Genomic DNA, 14,322 nt, shown 5'->3' on the forward strand with positions numbered 1-14,322 from the left:
TTTAACGTCATTATTAAGGAAAAAATGACTCTATGAATATATTGATTGTTGACGATGATATCGTCGATAGAGAAATGATTTTAAGAATATTAAAACGTAGTAAAATTCTGTGTAATATAACGGAAGTAGAAACTGTGGATGCGGCACTTGAGATATTAAATAAAACTATCTTCGATATCATTTTGCTTGATTATAACTTACCTCAGCGTAATGGCATCGACCTTCTACTCGAGCTAAAAGTCATGCCAAATCATAAAGATTTAGCCGTTATCATGATGAGTACTTCAAAAGCCGATGATTTAGCCTTAAATAGTATCAATGCTGGTGCTCAGGATTTTTTAGTTAAAACTGAAATCAACGTTTTCCGCTTACAAAGAGCGATTTTAAGCGCTCAAGCGAGATCATGCTTAGAGAATGAATTAATACAAAGTCATCAACGCACTAAAGAGCTTGCCGAACACGATAGCTTAACCGGACTTTCCAATCGTTATTTTTTTGATAATCACTTAAACAGAGAAATTCAATGTCACAAAGAAAGTAATAATAAAATAGCTTTATTATTGATCGATTTGGATCATTTTAAATATGTTAATGATAACTATGGCCATGATGTAGGTGACCAGTTATTAATTGAAGTCGCGAAACGTATTAAAGGCGTTTTACGCAAAAATGAACTCCTAGCTCGATTAGGTGGCGATGAATTTTCTGTTACATTAACGAATTTGCACGACATTGCTGATGCAAATAGAATCGGTGAGCGTATTAATGAGGCCTTACTCGCCCCTTTTGAAATAAATAATAAAAGCTTCATTTCCGCTGCAAGTATAGGCATTTCCGTTTACCCCAATGATAGTGCCAATGCAAAAGAACTATTTAAATATGCAGATATTGCCATGTATCGCTCTAAACATAATGGCCGCAATCAAGTTTCATTTTTTGATATGAAAATGAAAGAGGCATTTCTAGAAAGTTTTGTTATTGAAAATACATTGCGTACAGCAATTGATAATCAGGATTTTTATTTGCATTACCAACCTGTTATTGATTCTAATACTGGAAAACTATCAGGCGTTGAAGCATTAATAAGATATGACATCGATAATATTCGACAAAATCCAGATTCTTTTATTCCAGTGGCAGAAAAGTCGCGATTAATTATTGAAATAGGACAATGGGTAATATTACAAGCAACCAAGCAATTAAGTCTTTGGAATGCACATTACTCACCGCAATTAACCATGGCGATCAACTTATCTTCTGCACAGTTAAATGACGAACAATTAATTGCACATATTAAATATTGTTTAAATTTATTCAACGTACCTGCTAGCCAAATTGAATTTGAGTTAACTGAAACTGCTTTAATTGTTGAACAAGAGAATAGCAATAAAATAATACAGGGCATTAGTGACTTAGGGTGCAAAATTTCTTTGGATGATTTTGGGACAGGCTTCTCTTCTATTTCACACTTACATCGCTTCCCTATTGATATAGTAAAAATAGATAAATCTTTAATGCCGAGTGCTTCAACGGAATATAATATTAAAAAGTTATTAACAGGTTTAGTCGCTATGATTCAATCGCTTGATTTAAAAATTATAGCCGAAGGAGTTGAAACCAAAGATGATTTAGACTTTTGCACACAACTCAACGTAGATAAAATTCAAGGCTATTATTACGATAAACCACTTACTATCAATGAACTTGAAGAAAAATACTTACTACGAAAAGAATCATTTAAAAGCAAGCTATAGTGGTTCTAGCTTGCTTTTATGGAATCAAGTAAACGTTCAGAGAAAACATCCTTAGAAAGAGGCTTATCAAACAGGTAACCTTGAGCTTCATGGCAGCCTAATTCCTTTAATATTATCCTTTGTTCTTCTGTTTCAAGGCCTTCTGCAATGACTTTTACATTTAACGCTTTCGCCAAAGAAATAATGGCAGTTACTATGTCCAAAGTTCGTTCATTCGCACAAATTTGATTGATAAAAGCACGATCTACTTTTAATGTTGAAATTGGAAAGTTTGCAATATGTGCAAGCGATGAATATCCCGTACCAAAATCATCAAGACTAATCACAAAGCCTTGCTCAACCAATTTTTGACAGAGCATTAATGGTATTTCTGAGTCAGTAACTAAGGTTCTTTCGGTTATTTCAAGCTCAAGCAAATGCGGAGATACTTTATATTTTATTAGTAAAAACATAATCTTATGAAATAGATTTTCATCTGCAAATAAAATAGGAGATAAATTAACAGCCACTGGCTTAGCATCTTCTCCCCATAGACTAATTTGTTTACAAACTTCTTCTAGAACAAAGAAATCGATCAGATGCACCGCTTTAACTTCTTCAGCAATATAAATAAATTGATCCGGAGCGATCAGTCCATGTTCAGGATGACGCCAACGCACAAGTGCTTCAGATCCCACCAGCGTATTACTCGCCAAACTCACTTTAGGCTGATATTCAACATATAACTGATGATTATCTAACGCATCTTTTAAACCGTGTTGAATAATAAAACGCATTTTCATAACTTGAGTGAAATTGCCATCCTTGAAATTATTCCTTCTATGCCCAGAGTTTTTCCCCATACTCATTGCAATGTGTGCGGTTTGCAATAAAGCTTCATAGGATGTGCCATCTTCAGGGTAACGGCTAATACCAACTGTTTGAGAAATATATAATTTATGAGTATCGATGGTAAATGGCACCATCACGGCTTTATTAAGTTGTGTACATAAATCTAAACATTGTTGGTCATTTAAATAACCACGGATTGCCATACAAAATTCATCACCACCAATACGCGCTAATATAGAATTCGTAATACCTATGTTAGCAAGACGCTTAGTGATGGCGATTAGGACTTTATCTCCAACTGTATGACCAAGCGTATCGTTAATATATTTAAAGCTATCGATATCAATATAAAATAGTGTGAAATAACTTTCTGATTTTTCAGATTCAGAAATAAGATCTCGCACTTTTTTCTCAAAGGCTCTTCGGTTAGGCAAGCCAGTGAGATGATCATAGGACACTTCATATTCAAGTGATTCAGCTAGTTTATAAATACGAGTATTATCTTTCCTTACATAAATAAGCAAACGATAAGTAAAAAAGAGTAAGCCAATAAAAAAGCCAGGTATTAAACCAATTGCTTCATCTAATTCATGAATTTCATACAAGCGAGTAAAATTAAACCAGCGATCAACAAGGTCAAAAAAAATAAAAATATAAAACACAGAAAAAGTAAGAAGGCATGCGATACATGTATCTCGAAATAGTCTATTTTTTTTATATAACATTAAACCAACTTCAGTGAATAATTACATTTAAATATAAATTTAATATCTTTATTAACAATGAAAACTGGAAAACCTCATTAAAACAATATTTAACAAAATCTAACTATCACATTGAAAAATTTAATAAAAACAAAGTCGCAACTTAACAAGAGCAAATCAAAACATATTCCAAAAAGCTTGGACAGTTTCTTCTACAAATAAAAACAATAAAATATTACTCAATAAGTAGTAATTATAATTTGATTTTTACATAAATAAAACAGCTTAAATTATTATATGAGAGTTAAAACGATAAGTGGCTCACTTCTTACAATAATACTTACTAACGACGGCTCTATATACTAACCAAGTGAACTGCTTTCAGCATCAAAGTGATAAGTAGAATAAGGATAAAGATGCATAGCTTAAAAACTAGCGAGATGAGCAAAGGTTTATTATTTTTAATGACAAGTGCTGTATCTGCTACAGCAGCAAATCTTTATTTTAATCAACCCGTTTTACCTCAAATCGGGATGGAATTAAATCTATCAGGAGATGCCTTAGGCACTATTCCTGCAGCGAGCCAATTGGGTTATGCAATTGCTTTGTTATTCATTTCGCCTTTAGGCGATAATATGTCACGTAAAGCTCTAATTAGTATGTTATCCCTGTTATTAGTCGCCTCTGCGACATTTGCATTTTATGCAAATGGTTTATTAATGCTTATTGCTTCCTGTTTTTTTATCGGTTTGAGCGCCAACATCACTCAACAATTAATTCCTTTTGCAGCCTCTTTAAGCACACAAGATAACAAAGGTAAGATCATTGCAACACTGATGACAGGGCTAACTGTTGGTATCGTATTATCACGCACCTTAAGTGGATTTGTAGGAGAGCAATTTGGTTGGCGAGCGGTGTTTATGATGTCCGCACTATTTGCTCTTGTTTTTGGCGTATTACTGCATTTATATCTACCTAACAATAAACCTAATAATAAAATGCCTTATATAAAATTGGTTTTGAGTATGTTTTCATTACTTAAACAACATGCCATTTTACGTAAATCAACTTTAACTGGTGCTCTTTGGTTTGCCGCTTTTAGTGCATTACTCACTACCTTGGCATTACATGTTAATGAAGCGCCCTTTGGATATAATGCACAACAAGCAGGTATGTTTGGCATGATTGCAATTACAGGTGTCCTTGGCGCTAAAGTATCTGGTGCATTAGTCAATAAACTTGGTCCAAGAAAAATGACCAGTCTAGGATTAATTTGTATTGCCGCTGGGTTTGCAATTGCAGGTGTTTATGGGAGTAGTTTAATTGGCCTGATTCTGGGTATTGCCTTTATTGATATGGGGGTTTTTAGTGCTCAAGTCTCTAATCAAGTTAGAGTCTTTTCAATCGAACCGACAGCACAAAGCCGTATCAATGGGATTTATATGCTTGGTTATTATATAGGAGGGGCATTTGGTTCTTTTGTAGGTGTCTCTATTTTTGAAATATATGGATGGCAGGCAGTTTCATTATTTAGCGCTGTCTTAGTGATCATGAGTTTGTTAGTTAACAATGCCAAAGATAATTAATCCCCCCATTTTTTTACATTAATTTTCAAGAAAAAAGAGCACCCAAAAACGATAAATAAAAGAATCAAATATATCTATTTAAAAGTATGTTATTTGATTGTAAATAACAATTCCCTTGCCCCTATAAAGCCTATAAACTTTGCTTCCATATTATTAACATTATCCGGTGAAGTATGTCGTTAGATATTATTATTTGGGCTGCTATTGCGCTCTGTATATCACAATCAGCTATTTTTTCAGGGCTGAATATCGCCTTGTTTTCATTGAGCCAGTTACAACTAGAAGTTGAATCAAGCAAAGGCAGTAAAGAAGCTAAAAAAGTTTTAGCTTTACGTAATGATTCTAACTTTTTATTAGCGACTATATTGTGGGGAAATGTTGGAATTAATGTACTGCTAACACTACTTTCAGATTCCGCACTAGCAGGTATTAGCTCATTCCTTTTTTCAACCATTGCAATCACAGTGATCGGTGAAATAACCCCACAAGCTTATTTCTCTAGAAACGCACTAAAAATGGGGGCATTGCTGTCACCAATTATTAAGTTTTATCAAATGCTTTTTTATCCTGTCGCAAAACCAACAGCATTAATTTTAGATGCTTGGTTAGGTAAGGAAGGAATCACTTACTTAGCCGAAAGTGAATTAAGCAGTATCATTCGCAAGCATATTGAATCAGAAGAAACAGACATTAATCATGTTGAAGGCATTGGCGCTTTAAATTTTTTCAAACTTGATAAAATATCAGTTAATGAAGAAGGTGAGTTTATTGATCCAGATTCAATTATTGCCTTACCTACAAAAATGGATCTTCCAATCATCCCTGAGATAACCTCAACAGCTGATAATGAATTTCTCAAACTGTTGAATAAATCAGGGCATCGCTGGGTTGTACTAACAAACACAGCTGGTGATCCTTTGGTCGTTGTGGATTCTGATAGTTTTTTACGTGATGTGCTATTTGAAAGTGGCAATTTTGATCCCTATAAACATTGTCATCGACCTACCGTTATTACAGATCAATCAACCATGTTAAATGATGCCATTATTAAAATGAAAATGGGCCAATCGGTAGATAAGTCTTTTGATGGCGCCATTGACCATGATGTTCTTTTAATTTGGGGTGAAAGCAAACGAATTATCACAGGTGCTGATATTTTTGGCCTATTATTAAAAGGTATGCAACCACAAGAATTACTTAATAAATAACGTCAAGCATCAGTGAATTATTGCTTTATTGATGTAAAAATATTAAATGAAATGTGAGAATGAGTACGATTTAAATCACTCATTCCAGCAGTACAGAAAAGGAACTTTAATGGATTTGTCACACATAAAAGAGATATTAGCTTATTCTATCATCACGATTTCAGATCGGGAGTTAACATTAGGCACAGTATTATTAATTCCTCTCGTTCTGTTAATGGGAGTTTTACTCACAAAATGGTTAGTAAAATTATTAACAAATCGCCTTACGTCTAAAAAAACAGACCCTAATATTATCCATTTACTACAACGTGTTTTTTATATTATTGCCATGGCGATATTACTGATCACCACGTTAGATTTAATTAACGTACCGATTACCGCCTTCGCTTTTTTATCTGGAGCAATTGCTATTGGCTTCGGTTTTGGCGCACAAAATATTATTAATAACTTTATTAGTGGCTGGATTTTAATGTGGGAACGCCCCATTCGAATCGGAGACTTCTTAGAAGTAGAAGATACGAAAGGCGTTGTAGAAGAAATCAATACTCGTTCAACACGTATTCGTCGCGTCGATGGAGTTCATCTTTTAATTCCTAACAGCAAATTATTAGAAAACACAGTGGTTAACTGGACCTTAATTGATAGTTTAGTAAGGACTTCTGTAAGTGTTGGTGTTGCCTACGGTTCTCCAGCTAGGAAAGTCGCAGAACTCATTTTACAAGCAACAACAGAACAAAATATGGTCGTCACCGATCCAAAACCTGTTGTTACTTTTGAAGATTTTGGCGATAACGCACTGATGTTTGAAGTTATGTTTTGGTTAGACTCCTCTGCTGAAGGTGGACTGCGCGTGATGAGAAGTAATATCCGCTTCCGTTTAGAAGAATTATTTGAAGAAAATGATATTGTAGTGGCTTATCCACAAAGAGATTTACATTTGGATGGCTCTCTTGTTATCAAGAACCAATAAAACAGCTCGACGATCTAACGCAATACAAAAATAAATATTTATTAAAAAACTAAGGTATGACTGAATATGCTTGAAGAATTATCATCAATTGATTTAGCTGAAAACAGTATATTTAAAATATTAATGGAAAATAATTCGTTATTAACGCTTTGTCTTATTTTAGTCACAATGCTGAGCAAGTTTTATATTTTAAAACTATTAAATAAGCGAAGTAATAAAAATAAACGCTTAAAAATCAATATTGTAAATAATGCAGTTACCATTTTTTTATTAATAGGTATTTTTCATATTTGGTCTGCTGAGTTCCATGAGTTTGCTATTTCAATCGCCGCTTTTGTTGTTGCTATCGTGATTGCAACCAGAGAGTTCATTCAGTGTTTTATCGGCTTTTTGTATATAGTGTCAAGCCGTCCATTTAGAATTGGCGATTGGATACAAGTAGGCGATAGCTATGGCGAAGTCCACTCTATTGACTGGGCAAAACTAACTCTTTTAGAAGTCAACATTGATGCCTATGAATACACAGGTAAAACCTTGTATGTGCCTAATAGTAAATTAATCACCTCATCAATCAAAAACCTAAACTTTTTAAAGCGTTATGCAATGCACCATTTCACCATCACACGAGATGGCAGTATTAATCCATTTATTTTCTTAGATCAACTCTATGAGAACGCTTATAAATATTGTGCAGATTTTAATGATGTCGCAATTCGCTATAACCAACTTATAGAAAACCGTTTAGATATTAATATTGCAGGGCCTGAGCCTCATATACAAGTTGCCACTTCAGATATAGGTGACACACAGGTCTTATTTACCATTTTCTGCCCTACTGAAAGAGCCATGGATATTGAGCAAGATTTAACAGCGGATTTTATGGCGTTATGGTTTGAACAAAAAGAAATAGAAGCTGGAAAAAATAATTAAAAGTTCACGCAAGTGGCTCAACACAAGCTTTGCTTGAATTAATAAAAGGAATACCCGATGTCATTAGATTTGTTACCGGATTTTATTGAAAAAATTAACCACTACTTTGAAACGGAACAAGAGGTAAACCAACTAGTAGCAGAAATAGAGCATGAGTTATATGACGAGCAAATAGCCGTTTTATTAGAATCATTTCCAATAAAATTAAGAACAAATTTATGGAAATGTTTCAGTGATGAAACACAACAAAACGTATTCATCCTAATGAAAAATGAATCTAGGCAGTTGCTATTAAGCGCCTTAGATGATGAAGATTGTTTTCCGTTACTAACTAAGTTAGATGCTTTTCAGTTATTAGAGTTATCTGAAAGCTTAGACGATCGCTTTACCGATTATGCTGTTAGTAATATGACAGCAAAGCAGCGCAGCCTCTACAAAAAGTCTTGTGATTACACATTAGAAGAAGTTGGGCATTGGCAGAACTTTACCGAAATTCAAGTTCCACAACGCTTAAAGTTATCAGCAGTAAAAAAAGTATGTAGTAAAAACTTACCTGCTTTCACCGATGTCATTTATATCGTTGATGATAATGCAGTACTGATTGGAGAGATCCCGCTTAACGCAGTATTTAGAGCAACTAGCGATACTGAGTATCAATCTTTTATTAATCAAGATATAGAATCAATTAGTAGTAATGACAACATCGCCGATGCATCAGATTTATTAATTGATTCAGACACATCAGCTCTTCCTGTTATTGACGAAAACAATTGTTTAACAGGTCGCTTAGAACTACCAACAGCTTATCGATATAAAGAACAGATAATCGAGACACAATTAATACAGGCAGCAGGTTTAGTTGAAGAAGAAGATCTCTTTAGTAGTGTTTGGTTAAGCTCTAAAAACCGAGCCGTTTGGTTAGGCATCAACTTAGTCACCGCATTTTTAGCCTCATGGTTTATTGGTTTGTTTGAAGCAACTATACAACAGGTCGTTGCACTTGCTGTATTGATGCCAGTTGTCGCATCAATGGGAGGAATTTCTGGTAGTCAAACGATCACCTTAATAATCCGAGGCTTGGCACTCGGGCAAATAAACGACGCGAACAAGAAAGATATTATTGCGAAAGAACTAAAAGTTGGAGCAATAAATGGCGTGTTATGGGCGATTGTAATTAGTTTGATCACTTACTTTTGGTTTGATGCAATCATGCTTTCAATCACTATTTTTATTGCGATCCTAGGTAATATTCTGGTTGCTTCATTATCAGGCGTTTGGGTGCCTTGGATACTAAGTAAATTCAATATTGATCCTGCTTTATCTGGATCTGTGGTATTAACCACTGTCACCGACATTTTTGGATTTATTGTATTCCTAGGTTTAGGTAGTTTACTGCTTTTATAAAATTTATTGCCAGAAACCAAAAGAATAAAGCCATGTTACATAAAGCTAACTAACATGGCTCATAAATAGTTAAAAAGAATTAAACACGTACCGTAGGAAAAAGCTTTAAAACATCTTCAATCACATCCACCTTCTGATTTTTAACTAAATAGTTAGCATAAATATCACGTTTAAAAACAGGAGCTTCTTCCACAAGATACAATTGCTTACTTTGTAAATACTCAAACGTAACTTGTCGTGGCAAATAAGCTGCACCACCCGCTTCTAAAATAAAATTAAGCGCAAGTATAGGTTGGCTCATATGGTGTTTTGCTTCTGGTGCATTTTCAAATTCACGTAGGTATTGAGCGGTAACAGACTCTCCATAATCCACCATAATAAAATCAGTTAATTCGGCAGTGTTATCCGTATAATTTGGATCTGTTGTAACTAAATGTAGAGGCACAGTGGCAATTTTTTCTGAAATCAATTCTTCAACAAAAATAGGCTCAAATAAGAATGCAATATCAATAACTCGGTTTAATAAACTTTTTCTTAATTCTAGAGGACTATAAGTACTCGTTAACAAGCTAATATCTTCTATATTTAAATGTATTTTATGCATCCAATTAAGTAGAACAATATCCCAAATAGAGCTCATCGCTCCAACAACTAATTGCATCGAGTGCTGCGCAGTGATCCCCACATCTTGCTTAGTTTTTTGCCACATAAAAATTAATTCATTGGCATGTTTAATCAAGCGATGCCCCTCAGGGGTTAGTTTTAAATGTTTTTGAGTTCGGTCAAATAATAAGACCCCTAAATCATCTTCTAATAGTTTGATTCGGGCACTCACAGCAGATTGAGTAATAAAAAGATTTTCAGAAGCAATACGAAAATGCAGCGTACGGCTCACTTCTAAAAAAGTTTTCAATAATTCAATTTTCACAAAACACCTCTAATCAAAAAAATTAATCAAACAGGGCAAAATAATTCATTTTATTATATTGAATTTCATTCCTATACTCCAGCCACTTAAAACATTGCGATATAAATCGCGTCTATATCCATAAAATTTAAAATAGGAATACCGCCAATGAGAATTGCAATTTTATCTAGAAATCCAAAGTTATATTCTACTCGCCGCTTAAAAGAAGCGGGTGAAGCACAAGGCCACCAAGTTGATATTATAGATACACTACATTGCTACATGGACATTACAAGTAGCCGCCCTACTGTGCGTTACCATGGTGAAGAATTACCACATTACGATGCGATTATTCCTCGTATTGGTGCATCCGTTACTTTTTACGGTACGGCCGTTGCACGCCAATTTGAAATGATGGGTACCTTTAATGTAAATGAATCAGTTGCAATCAGCCGTTCACGTGACAAATTGCGCTCAATGCAATTACTATCTCGTAAAGGGATTGGTATGCCGCGCACTGGTTTTGCAAGCAAACCTGATAACATTAAAGATCTCATTAAAAATGTAGGTGGCGCACCGGTTGTGATCAAACTGCTTGAAGGCACACAGGGTATTGGTGTTGTATTAGCAGACACAGCAAAAGCAGCAGAAAGCATTATTGAAGCATTTATGGGTTTACAAGCTAATATTCTAGTACAAGAATTTATCAAAGAAGCTGGCGGTGCTGATATTCGTTGTCTAGTCATTGGTGACAAAGTCGTTGCAGCAATGAAGCGTCAAGGTGCTGAAGGCGAATTTCGCTCAAACTTACACCGAGGAGGTTCAGCGGAAGTCGTTAAATTAACTAAAGCAGAAAGAGAGACGGCGGTTAATGCAGCAAAAATAATGGGCTTAAACTTCTGTGGTGTTGATTTATTGCGCTCAGAAAGTGGCCCAATGGTAATGGAAGTAAATTCATCCCCTGGTTTAGAAGGGATTGAAAAAGCAACTGGGAAAAATATCGCAGGGATGGTGTTCGACTTTATTGAAAAAACACCAAAATCAAAAACTAACAAAACCCGCGGAAAAGGATAAAAAATGAAAACATTACGCATAGGCAATTTTGATATTTTACCGGGCACTCAATGTAAAATTGAATTGCCAGTGGCAAAGTTATATACCGATGCTGATGTTTCATTGCCAGTACAAATTATTCGTGGCGCTAAAGATGGCCCAACTATTTTCATTAGCGCCGCTGTGCATGGCGATGAATTAAATGGCATTGAAATAATTAGACGGTTAATTAACAAACCAAACTTTAAAATTATTCGAGGAACTGTCATTGCAGTGCCTATGGTTAATGTTTACGGAGTGGTTAACCAAAGCCGATATATGCCAGATCGACGAGACTTAAACCGTTGTTTCCCTGGTTCACCAAAAGGCTCATTAGCTGCTCGTGTTGCACATATTTTTTTAACACAAATTGTAAAACACTGCGATTACGGCATTGATTTACATACTGGCGCTATTCATCGCTCTAATTTGCCACAAATTCGTGGAGATATGAACGACGCAGAAACAAAAGAGTTAGCTCAAGTATTTGCAGTACCTGTTGTTTTACATTCTAATTTAGTCGATGGTTCGTTACGTGAATCTGCGGTGAAGAATGGGACAAAAGTATTGTTATATGAAGCAGGCGAAGCCTTACGTTTTGATGACTTTTCTATTAATGCTGGCATTAAAGGGATAGAAAATGTTTTACGACATCTAAAAATGATGCGTAAAAAAACATCTAAACGAAAATTGAAAGAGCCTTATATTGCCAATAGCAGTGGTTGGTTAAGGGCAAACGCAAGCGGTGTGGTCAATCACTTAGTAAAATTAGGCGATCAAGTTACCCGTGGTGATACTTTAGCTGAAATTGGCAGTCCATACGGTGAGATTTTAGGTGTTGTAAGCGCTTCACGTTCAGGTATTTTAATTGGTAAACAAAACATACCATTAGTACAGGAAGGAGAAGCTATGTTCCATATTGCTTACTTTAAAGAAGATGATGAAGCCATAGCAGAACATATTGAAACGGTTCAGGATTCGTTAATACCTAGCGATGACTTTAATCCAGATGCGTTGAAGGAAGAATAATAATGAAAGTAGAAGAAAAACTTATTATTGGTCGTTTAGAATCGATTGCATTGCCTGAATTAGGTATTGATAACTTACAGGTAAGAGTTGATACCGGCGCTAAAACCTCATCGTTACATGTTGATAATATTGTAAAGTATATGGAAAAGGGCAAACCCTGCGTTAAGTTTGATTTGCATCCAGATATACACAATGTGGATAAATTAATCTCATGCCATGCGGTGATCAGTGATATTCGTAAAATCAAATCATCGAATGGCTCTTCAGAACAACGCTATGTGATACAAACGCCAATGACTTTAGGCTTAGAAACTTGGCCAATAGAAATTACATTAACAGATAGGACGGATATGAACTACCTGATGCTATTTGGTCGCGAAGCCATTGGAAATCGTCTTTTAGTAGACGCCTCCAAAGTGTTCATGGTGTCAGCAGAAACAAAATAACATCAAACTTCAGCAATAAAAAATATAAGCTTGGTTTACAACTCAAGCCAAGCTTATGTTTTATAAATCAAAAAGCCATTCGCTCCACGTCATAATTCGCAGACTAAAAATTCACATGCCCATAGAGTAAATAGCCTGCATAATAGCGCTTAAAATTTATTCATCATAAAAGCACATTTTCAATATGAAATAGTAATTATGTATGAATATCACGCTATAAAATAAACATAAGTATTACCAAATAGATGGCCTAAATTGATTAGCTATTAAATATGGTTGCTATCAATATCAAAAGGCAGTTTATGCAAGGCTTAGATTTAATCATTGTTTGTGAAGAAAAAGACTTTTTTAACTGGATCGCTTCTACAGTTCAAGTATCAAATATTATTGTAAAAACAATTTCACAAATAGACGTTGAATTTATTACTAATATAAAAACAGAAGAAGAAAGCGACCAATTATTAATAATTGAAGATAAATCTTATGCTAAATACTCCGCCAAAATAAGTGAAACTTTTTCTTCACTTGACCATGAGTTCCCATTGCTTGTTGTCACTGATACATATACCGATACTACTTCAATTAGTAACACATTTACCATTATTGATACCATAGTAAAACCAAGTTTATCTATTCACTCTTTAGAGCATGCGATTCGATCTTTACTAAAAGATTACAAATTAACGCAACGCTTAAAAAAGCTAGCTCATTACGATACACTAACTGGAGCAGCTAACCGTTACTTATTTGACGATAGAATGGCTGAAATGTTAAAAAAAGCAAAACGTGACAAAGCACCTTGCTCATTACTATATTTTGACCTTAACGGTTTTAAAGCGGTTAATGATAATTACGGACATAGTGTTGGTGATTTATTACTTAGGCATTTTGTTACTCAACTTAATCACGCTAAAAGAGAAACAGATACGCTAGCTAGATTAGGTGGAGATGAATTCTGCATGCTCATACCGAACACAACAAAAGAAACACTGTCATCGCTGGTCAATAGAATAAAAAATACCCTTATCACTCCTACCTCGTTTTCAAATATCGAACTTTACATTCGAACAGCAATAGGTGGAGTAAACATTAATGACCAAAGTATTAGTCAATTAGCAGCAAAAGATATTTTAAAAATAGCGGATAAATGCGTTTATGAAGCCAAACAAGAAGCAGAAACTCATTTTGTTTTAGAAAGTGTTTAATATCTTATTAATTTAACAACAAATTGATCCCTTTAAAATATTAGCAGCATTAATAATAAAACTTACATTCTAGCAATAGCGTTTATTATTAGAATAAATATCCTTTCGAAACACCTATCTACAATCATCAACCTAGATTGAAATGCAAAATGACCAACCCAATATTTTATCTTGAATGAATAAAACACATATAAAAGCCCCAAAAACTAAAACTAAAACTAAAATATACGATCTACCTCTAACTTCCAATTCCATT

12 protein-coding genes are annotated in these 14,322 nt (G+C 34.6%); 10 read left to right on the top strand and 2 right to left on the bottom strand.

The genetic code is table 11. The features are described from left to right. The first annotated feature begins 32 nt into the window (after positions 1–32). Complete coding sequence (locus E2R67_RS12440; RefSeq protein ID WP_134291279.1) at positions 33–1,754, top strand: two-component system response regulator; 1,722 nt, start codon at positions 33–35, stop codon at positions 1,752–1,754. A 5-nt stretch (positions 1,755–1,759) separates the two neighbouring features. On the opposite strand, the gene E2R67_RS12445 is transcribed toward E2R67_RS12440, so the two are convergent. Continuing rightward, entirely contained in the window at positions 1,760–3,310 is a 1,551-nt protein-coding gene (locus E2R67_RS12445) for a putative bifunctional diguanylate cyclase/phosphodiesterase (RefSeq protein ID WP_134291280.1), read from the bottom strand. Positions 3,311–3,705: 395 nt separating this feature from the next. Here E2R67_RS12445 and E2R67_RS12450 point away from each other — a divergent pair, with 395 nt between their 5' ends. From E2R67_RS12450 to E2R67_RS12470, 5 genes are all read left to right on the top strand, one after another. After that, the gene (locus tag E2R67_RS12450) at positions 3,706–4,875 is read left to right on the top strand and encodes an MFS transporter (RefSeq protein ID WP_243837016.1); all 1,170 of its coding nucleotides are present in this window, start codon (positions 3,706–3,708) and stop codon (positions 4,873–4,875) included. A 173-nt stretch (positions 4,876–5,048) separates the two neighbouring features. Next, positions 5,049–6,083 carry a DUF21 domain-containing protein gene (locus E2R67_RS12455; RefSeq protein ID WP_134291281.1) on the top strand — a complete coding sequence of 345 codons (1,035 nt, stop codon included), beginning with the start codon at positions 5,049–5,051 and terminating at the stop codon, positions 6,081–6,083. 109 nt (positions 6,084–6,192) lie between these two features. After that, a complete protein-coding gene (locus E2R67_RS12460; protein ID WP_134291282.1) occupies positions 6,193–7,053 on the top strand; it encodes a mechanosensitive ion channel family protein in 861 nt (286 codons plus the stop codon). A gap of 66 nt (positions 7,054–7,119) precedes the next feature. Then, complete coding sequence (locus E2R67_RS12465; RefSeq protein ID WP_134291283.1) at positions 7,120–7,983, top strand: mechanosensitive ion channel family protein; 864 nt, start codon at positions 7,120–7,122, stop codon at positions 7,981–7,983. Between the two features lie 57 nt (positions 7,984–8,040). Then, a complete protein-coding gene (locus E2R67_RS12470) occupies positions 8,041–9,387 on the top strand; it encodes a magnesium transporter (RefSeq protein WP_134291284.1) in 1,347 nt (448 codons plus the stop codon). Positions 9,388–9,466: 79 nt separating this feature from the next. Here the strand turns inward: E2R67_RS12470 and E2R67_RS12475 are convergent, their stop codons facing one another. Continuing rightward, the gene (locus tag E2R67_RS12475) at positions 9,467–10,315 is read right to left on the bottom strand and encodes a LysR family transcriptional regulator (protein WP_134291285.1); all 849 of its coding nucleotides are present in this window, start codon (positions 10,313–10,315) and stop codon (positions 9,467–9,469) included. Between the two features lie 147 nt (positions 10,316–10,462). On the opposite strand from E2R67_RS12475, the gene rimK reads away from it, so the two are divergent. From rimK to E2R67_RS12495, 4 genes are all read left to right on the top strand, one after another. Then, complete coding sequence (gene rimK / locus E2R67_RS12480) at positions 10,463–11,368, top strand: 30S ribosomal protein S6--L-glutamate ligase (protein WP_134291286.1); 906 nt, start codon at positions 10,463–10,465, stop codon at positions 11,366–11,368. 3 nt (positions 11,369–11,371) lie between these two features. Beyond that, positions 11,372–12,415 (top strand): succinylglutamate desuccinylase/aspartoacylase family protein, encoded by a 1,044-nt coding sequence (locus E2R67_RS12485; RefSeq protein ID WP_134291287.1) that lies wholly within the window; start codon positions 11,372–11,374, stop codon positions 12,413–12,415. A 2-nt stretch (positions 12,416–12,417) separates the two neighbouring features. Then, a complete protein-coding gene (locus tag E2R67_RS12490; RefSeq protein WP_134291288.1) occupies positions 12,418–12,861 on the top strand; it encodes an ATP-dependent zinc protease family protein in 444 nt (147 codons plus the stop codon). 302 nt (positions 12,862–13,163) lie between these two features. Next, positions 13,164–14,066 (top strand): GGDEF domain-containing protein, encoded by a 903-nt coding sequence (locus E2R67_RS12495; protein WP_166739382.1) that lies wholly within the window; start codon positions 13,164–13,166, stop codon positions 14,064–14,066. Positions 14,067–14,322 lie beyond the last annotated feature (256 nt).

This window comes from Psychromonas algicola (genome assembly GCF_004378355.1).
Taxonomy (GTDB): Bacteria; Pseudomonadota; Gammaproteobacteria; order Enterobacterales; family Psychromonadaceae; genus Psychromonas.

Coding starts and splice junctions, on each gene's coding strand:
- E2R67_RS12440 (WP_134291279.1), top strand. CDS start 33: ATGAATATATTGATTGTTGACGATGATATCGTCGATAGAGAAATGATT.
- E2R67_RS12445 (WP_134291280.1), bottom strand. CDS start 3,310: ATGTTATATAAAAAAAATAGACTATTTCGAGATACATGTATCGCATGC.
- E2R67_RS12450 (WP_243837016.1), top strand. CDS start 3,706: ATGCATAGCTTAAAAACTAGCGAGATGAGCAAAGGTTTATTATTTTTA.
- E2R67_RS12455 (WP_134291281.1), top strand. CDS start 5,049: ATGTCGTTAGATATTATTATTTGGGCTGCTATTGCGCTCTGTATATCA.
- E2R67_RS12460 (WP_134291282.1), top strand. CDS start 6,193: ATGGATTTGTCACACATAAAAGAGATATTAGCTTATTCTATCATCACG.
- E2R67_RS12465 (WP_134291283.1), top strand. CDS start 7,120: ATGCTTGAAGAATTATCATCAATTGATTTAGCTGAAAACAGTATATTT.
- E2R67_RS12470 (WP_134291284.1), top strand. CDS start 8,041: ATGTCATTAGATTTGTTACCGGATTTTATTGAAAAAATTAACCACTAC.
- rimK (WP_134291286.1), top strand. CDS start 10,463: ATGAGAATTGCAATTTTATCTAGAAATCCAAAGTTATATTCTACTCGC.
- E2R67_RS12485 (WP_134291287.1), top strand. CDS start 11,372: ATGAAAACATTACGCATAGGCAATTTTGATATTTTACCGGGCACTCAA.
- E2R67_RS12490 (WP_134291288.1), top strand. CDS start 12,418: ATGAAAGTAGAAGAAAAACTTATTATTGGTCGTTTAGAATCGATTGCA.
- E2R67_RS12495 (WP_166739382.1), top strand. CDS start 13,164: ATGCAAGGCTTAGATTTAATCATTGTTTGTGAAGAAAAAGACTTTTTT.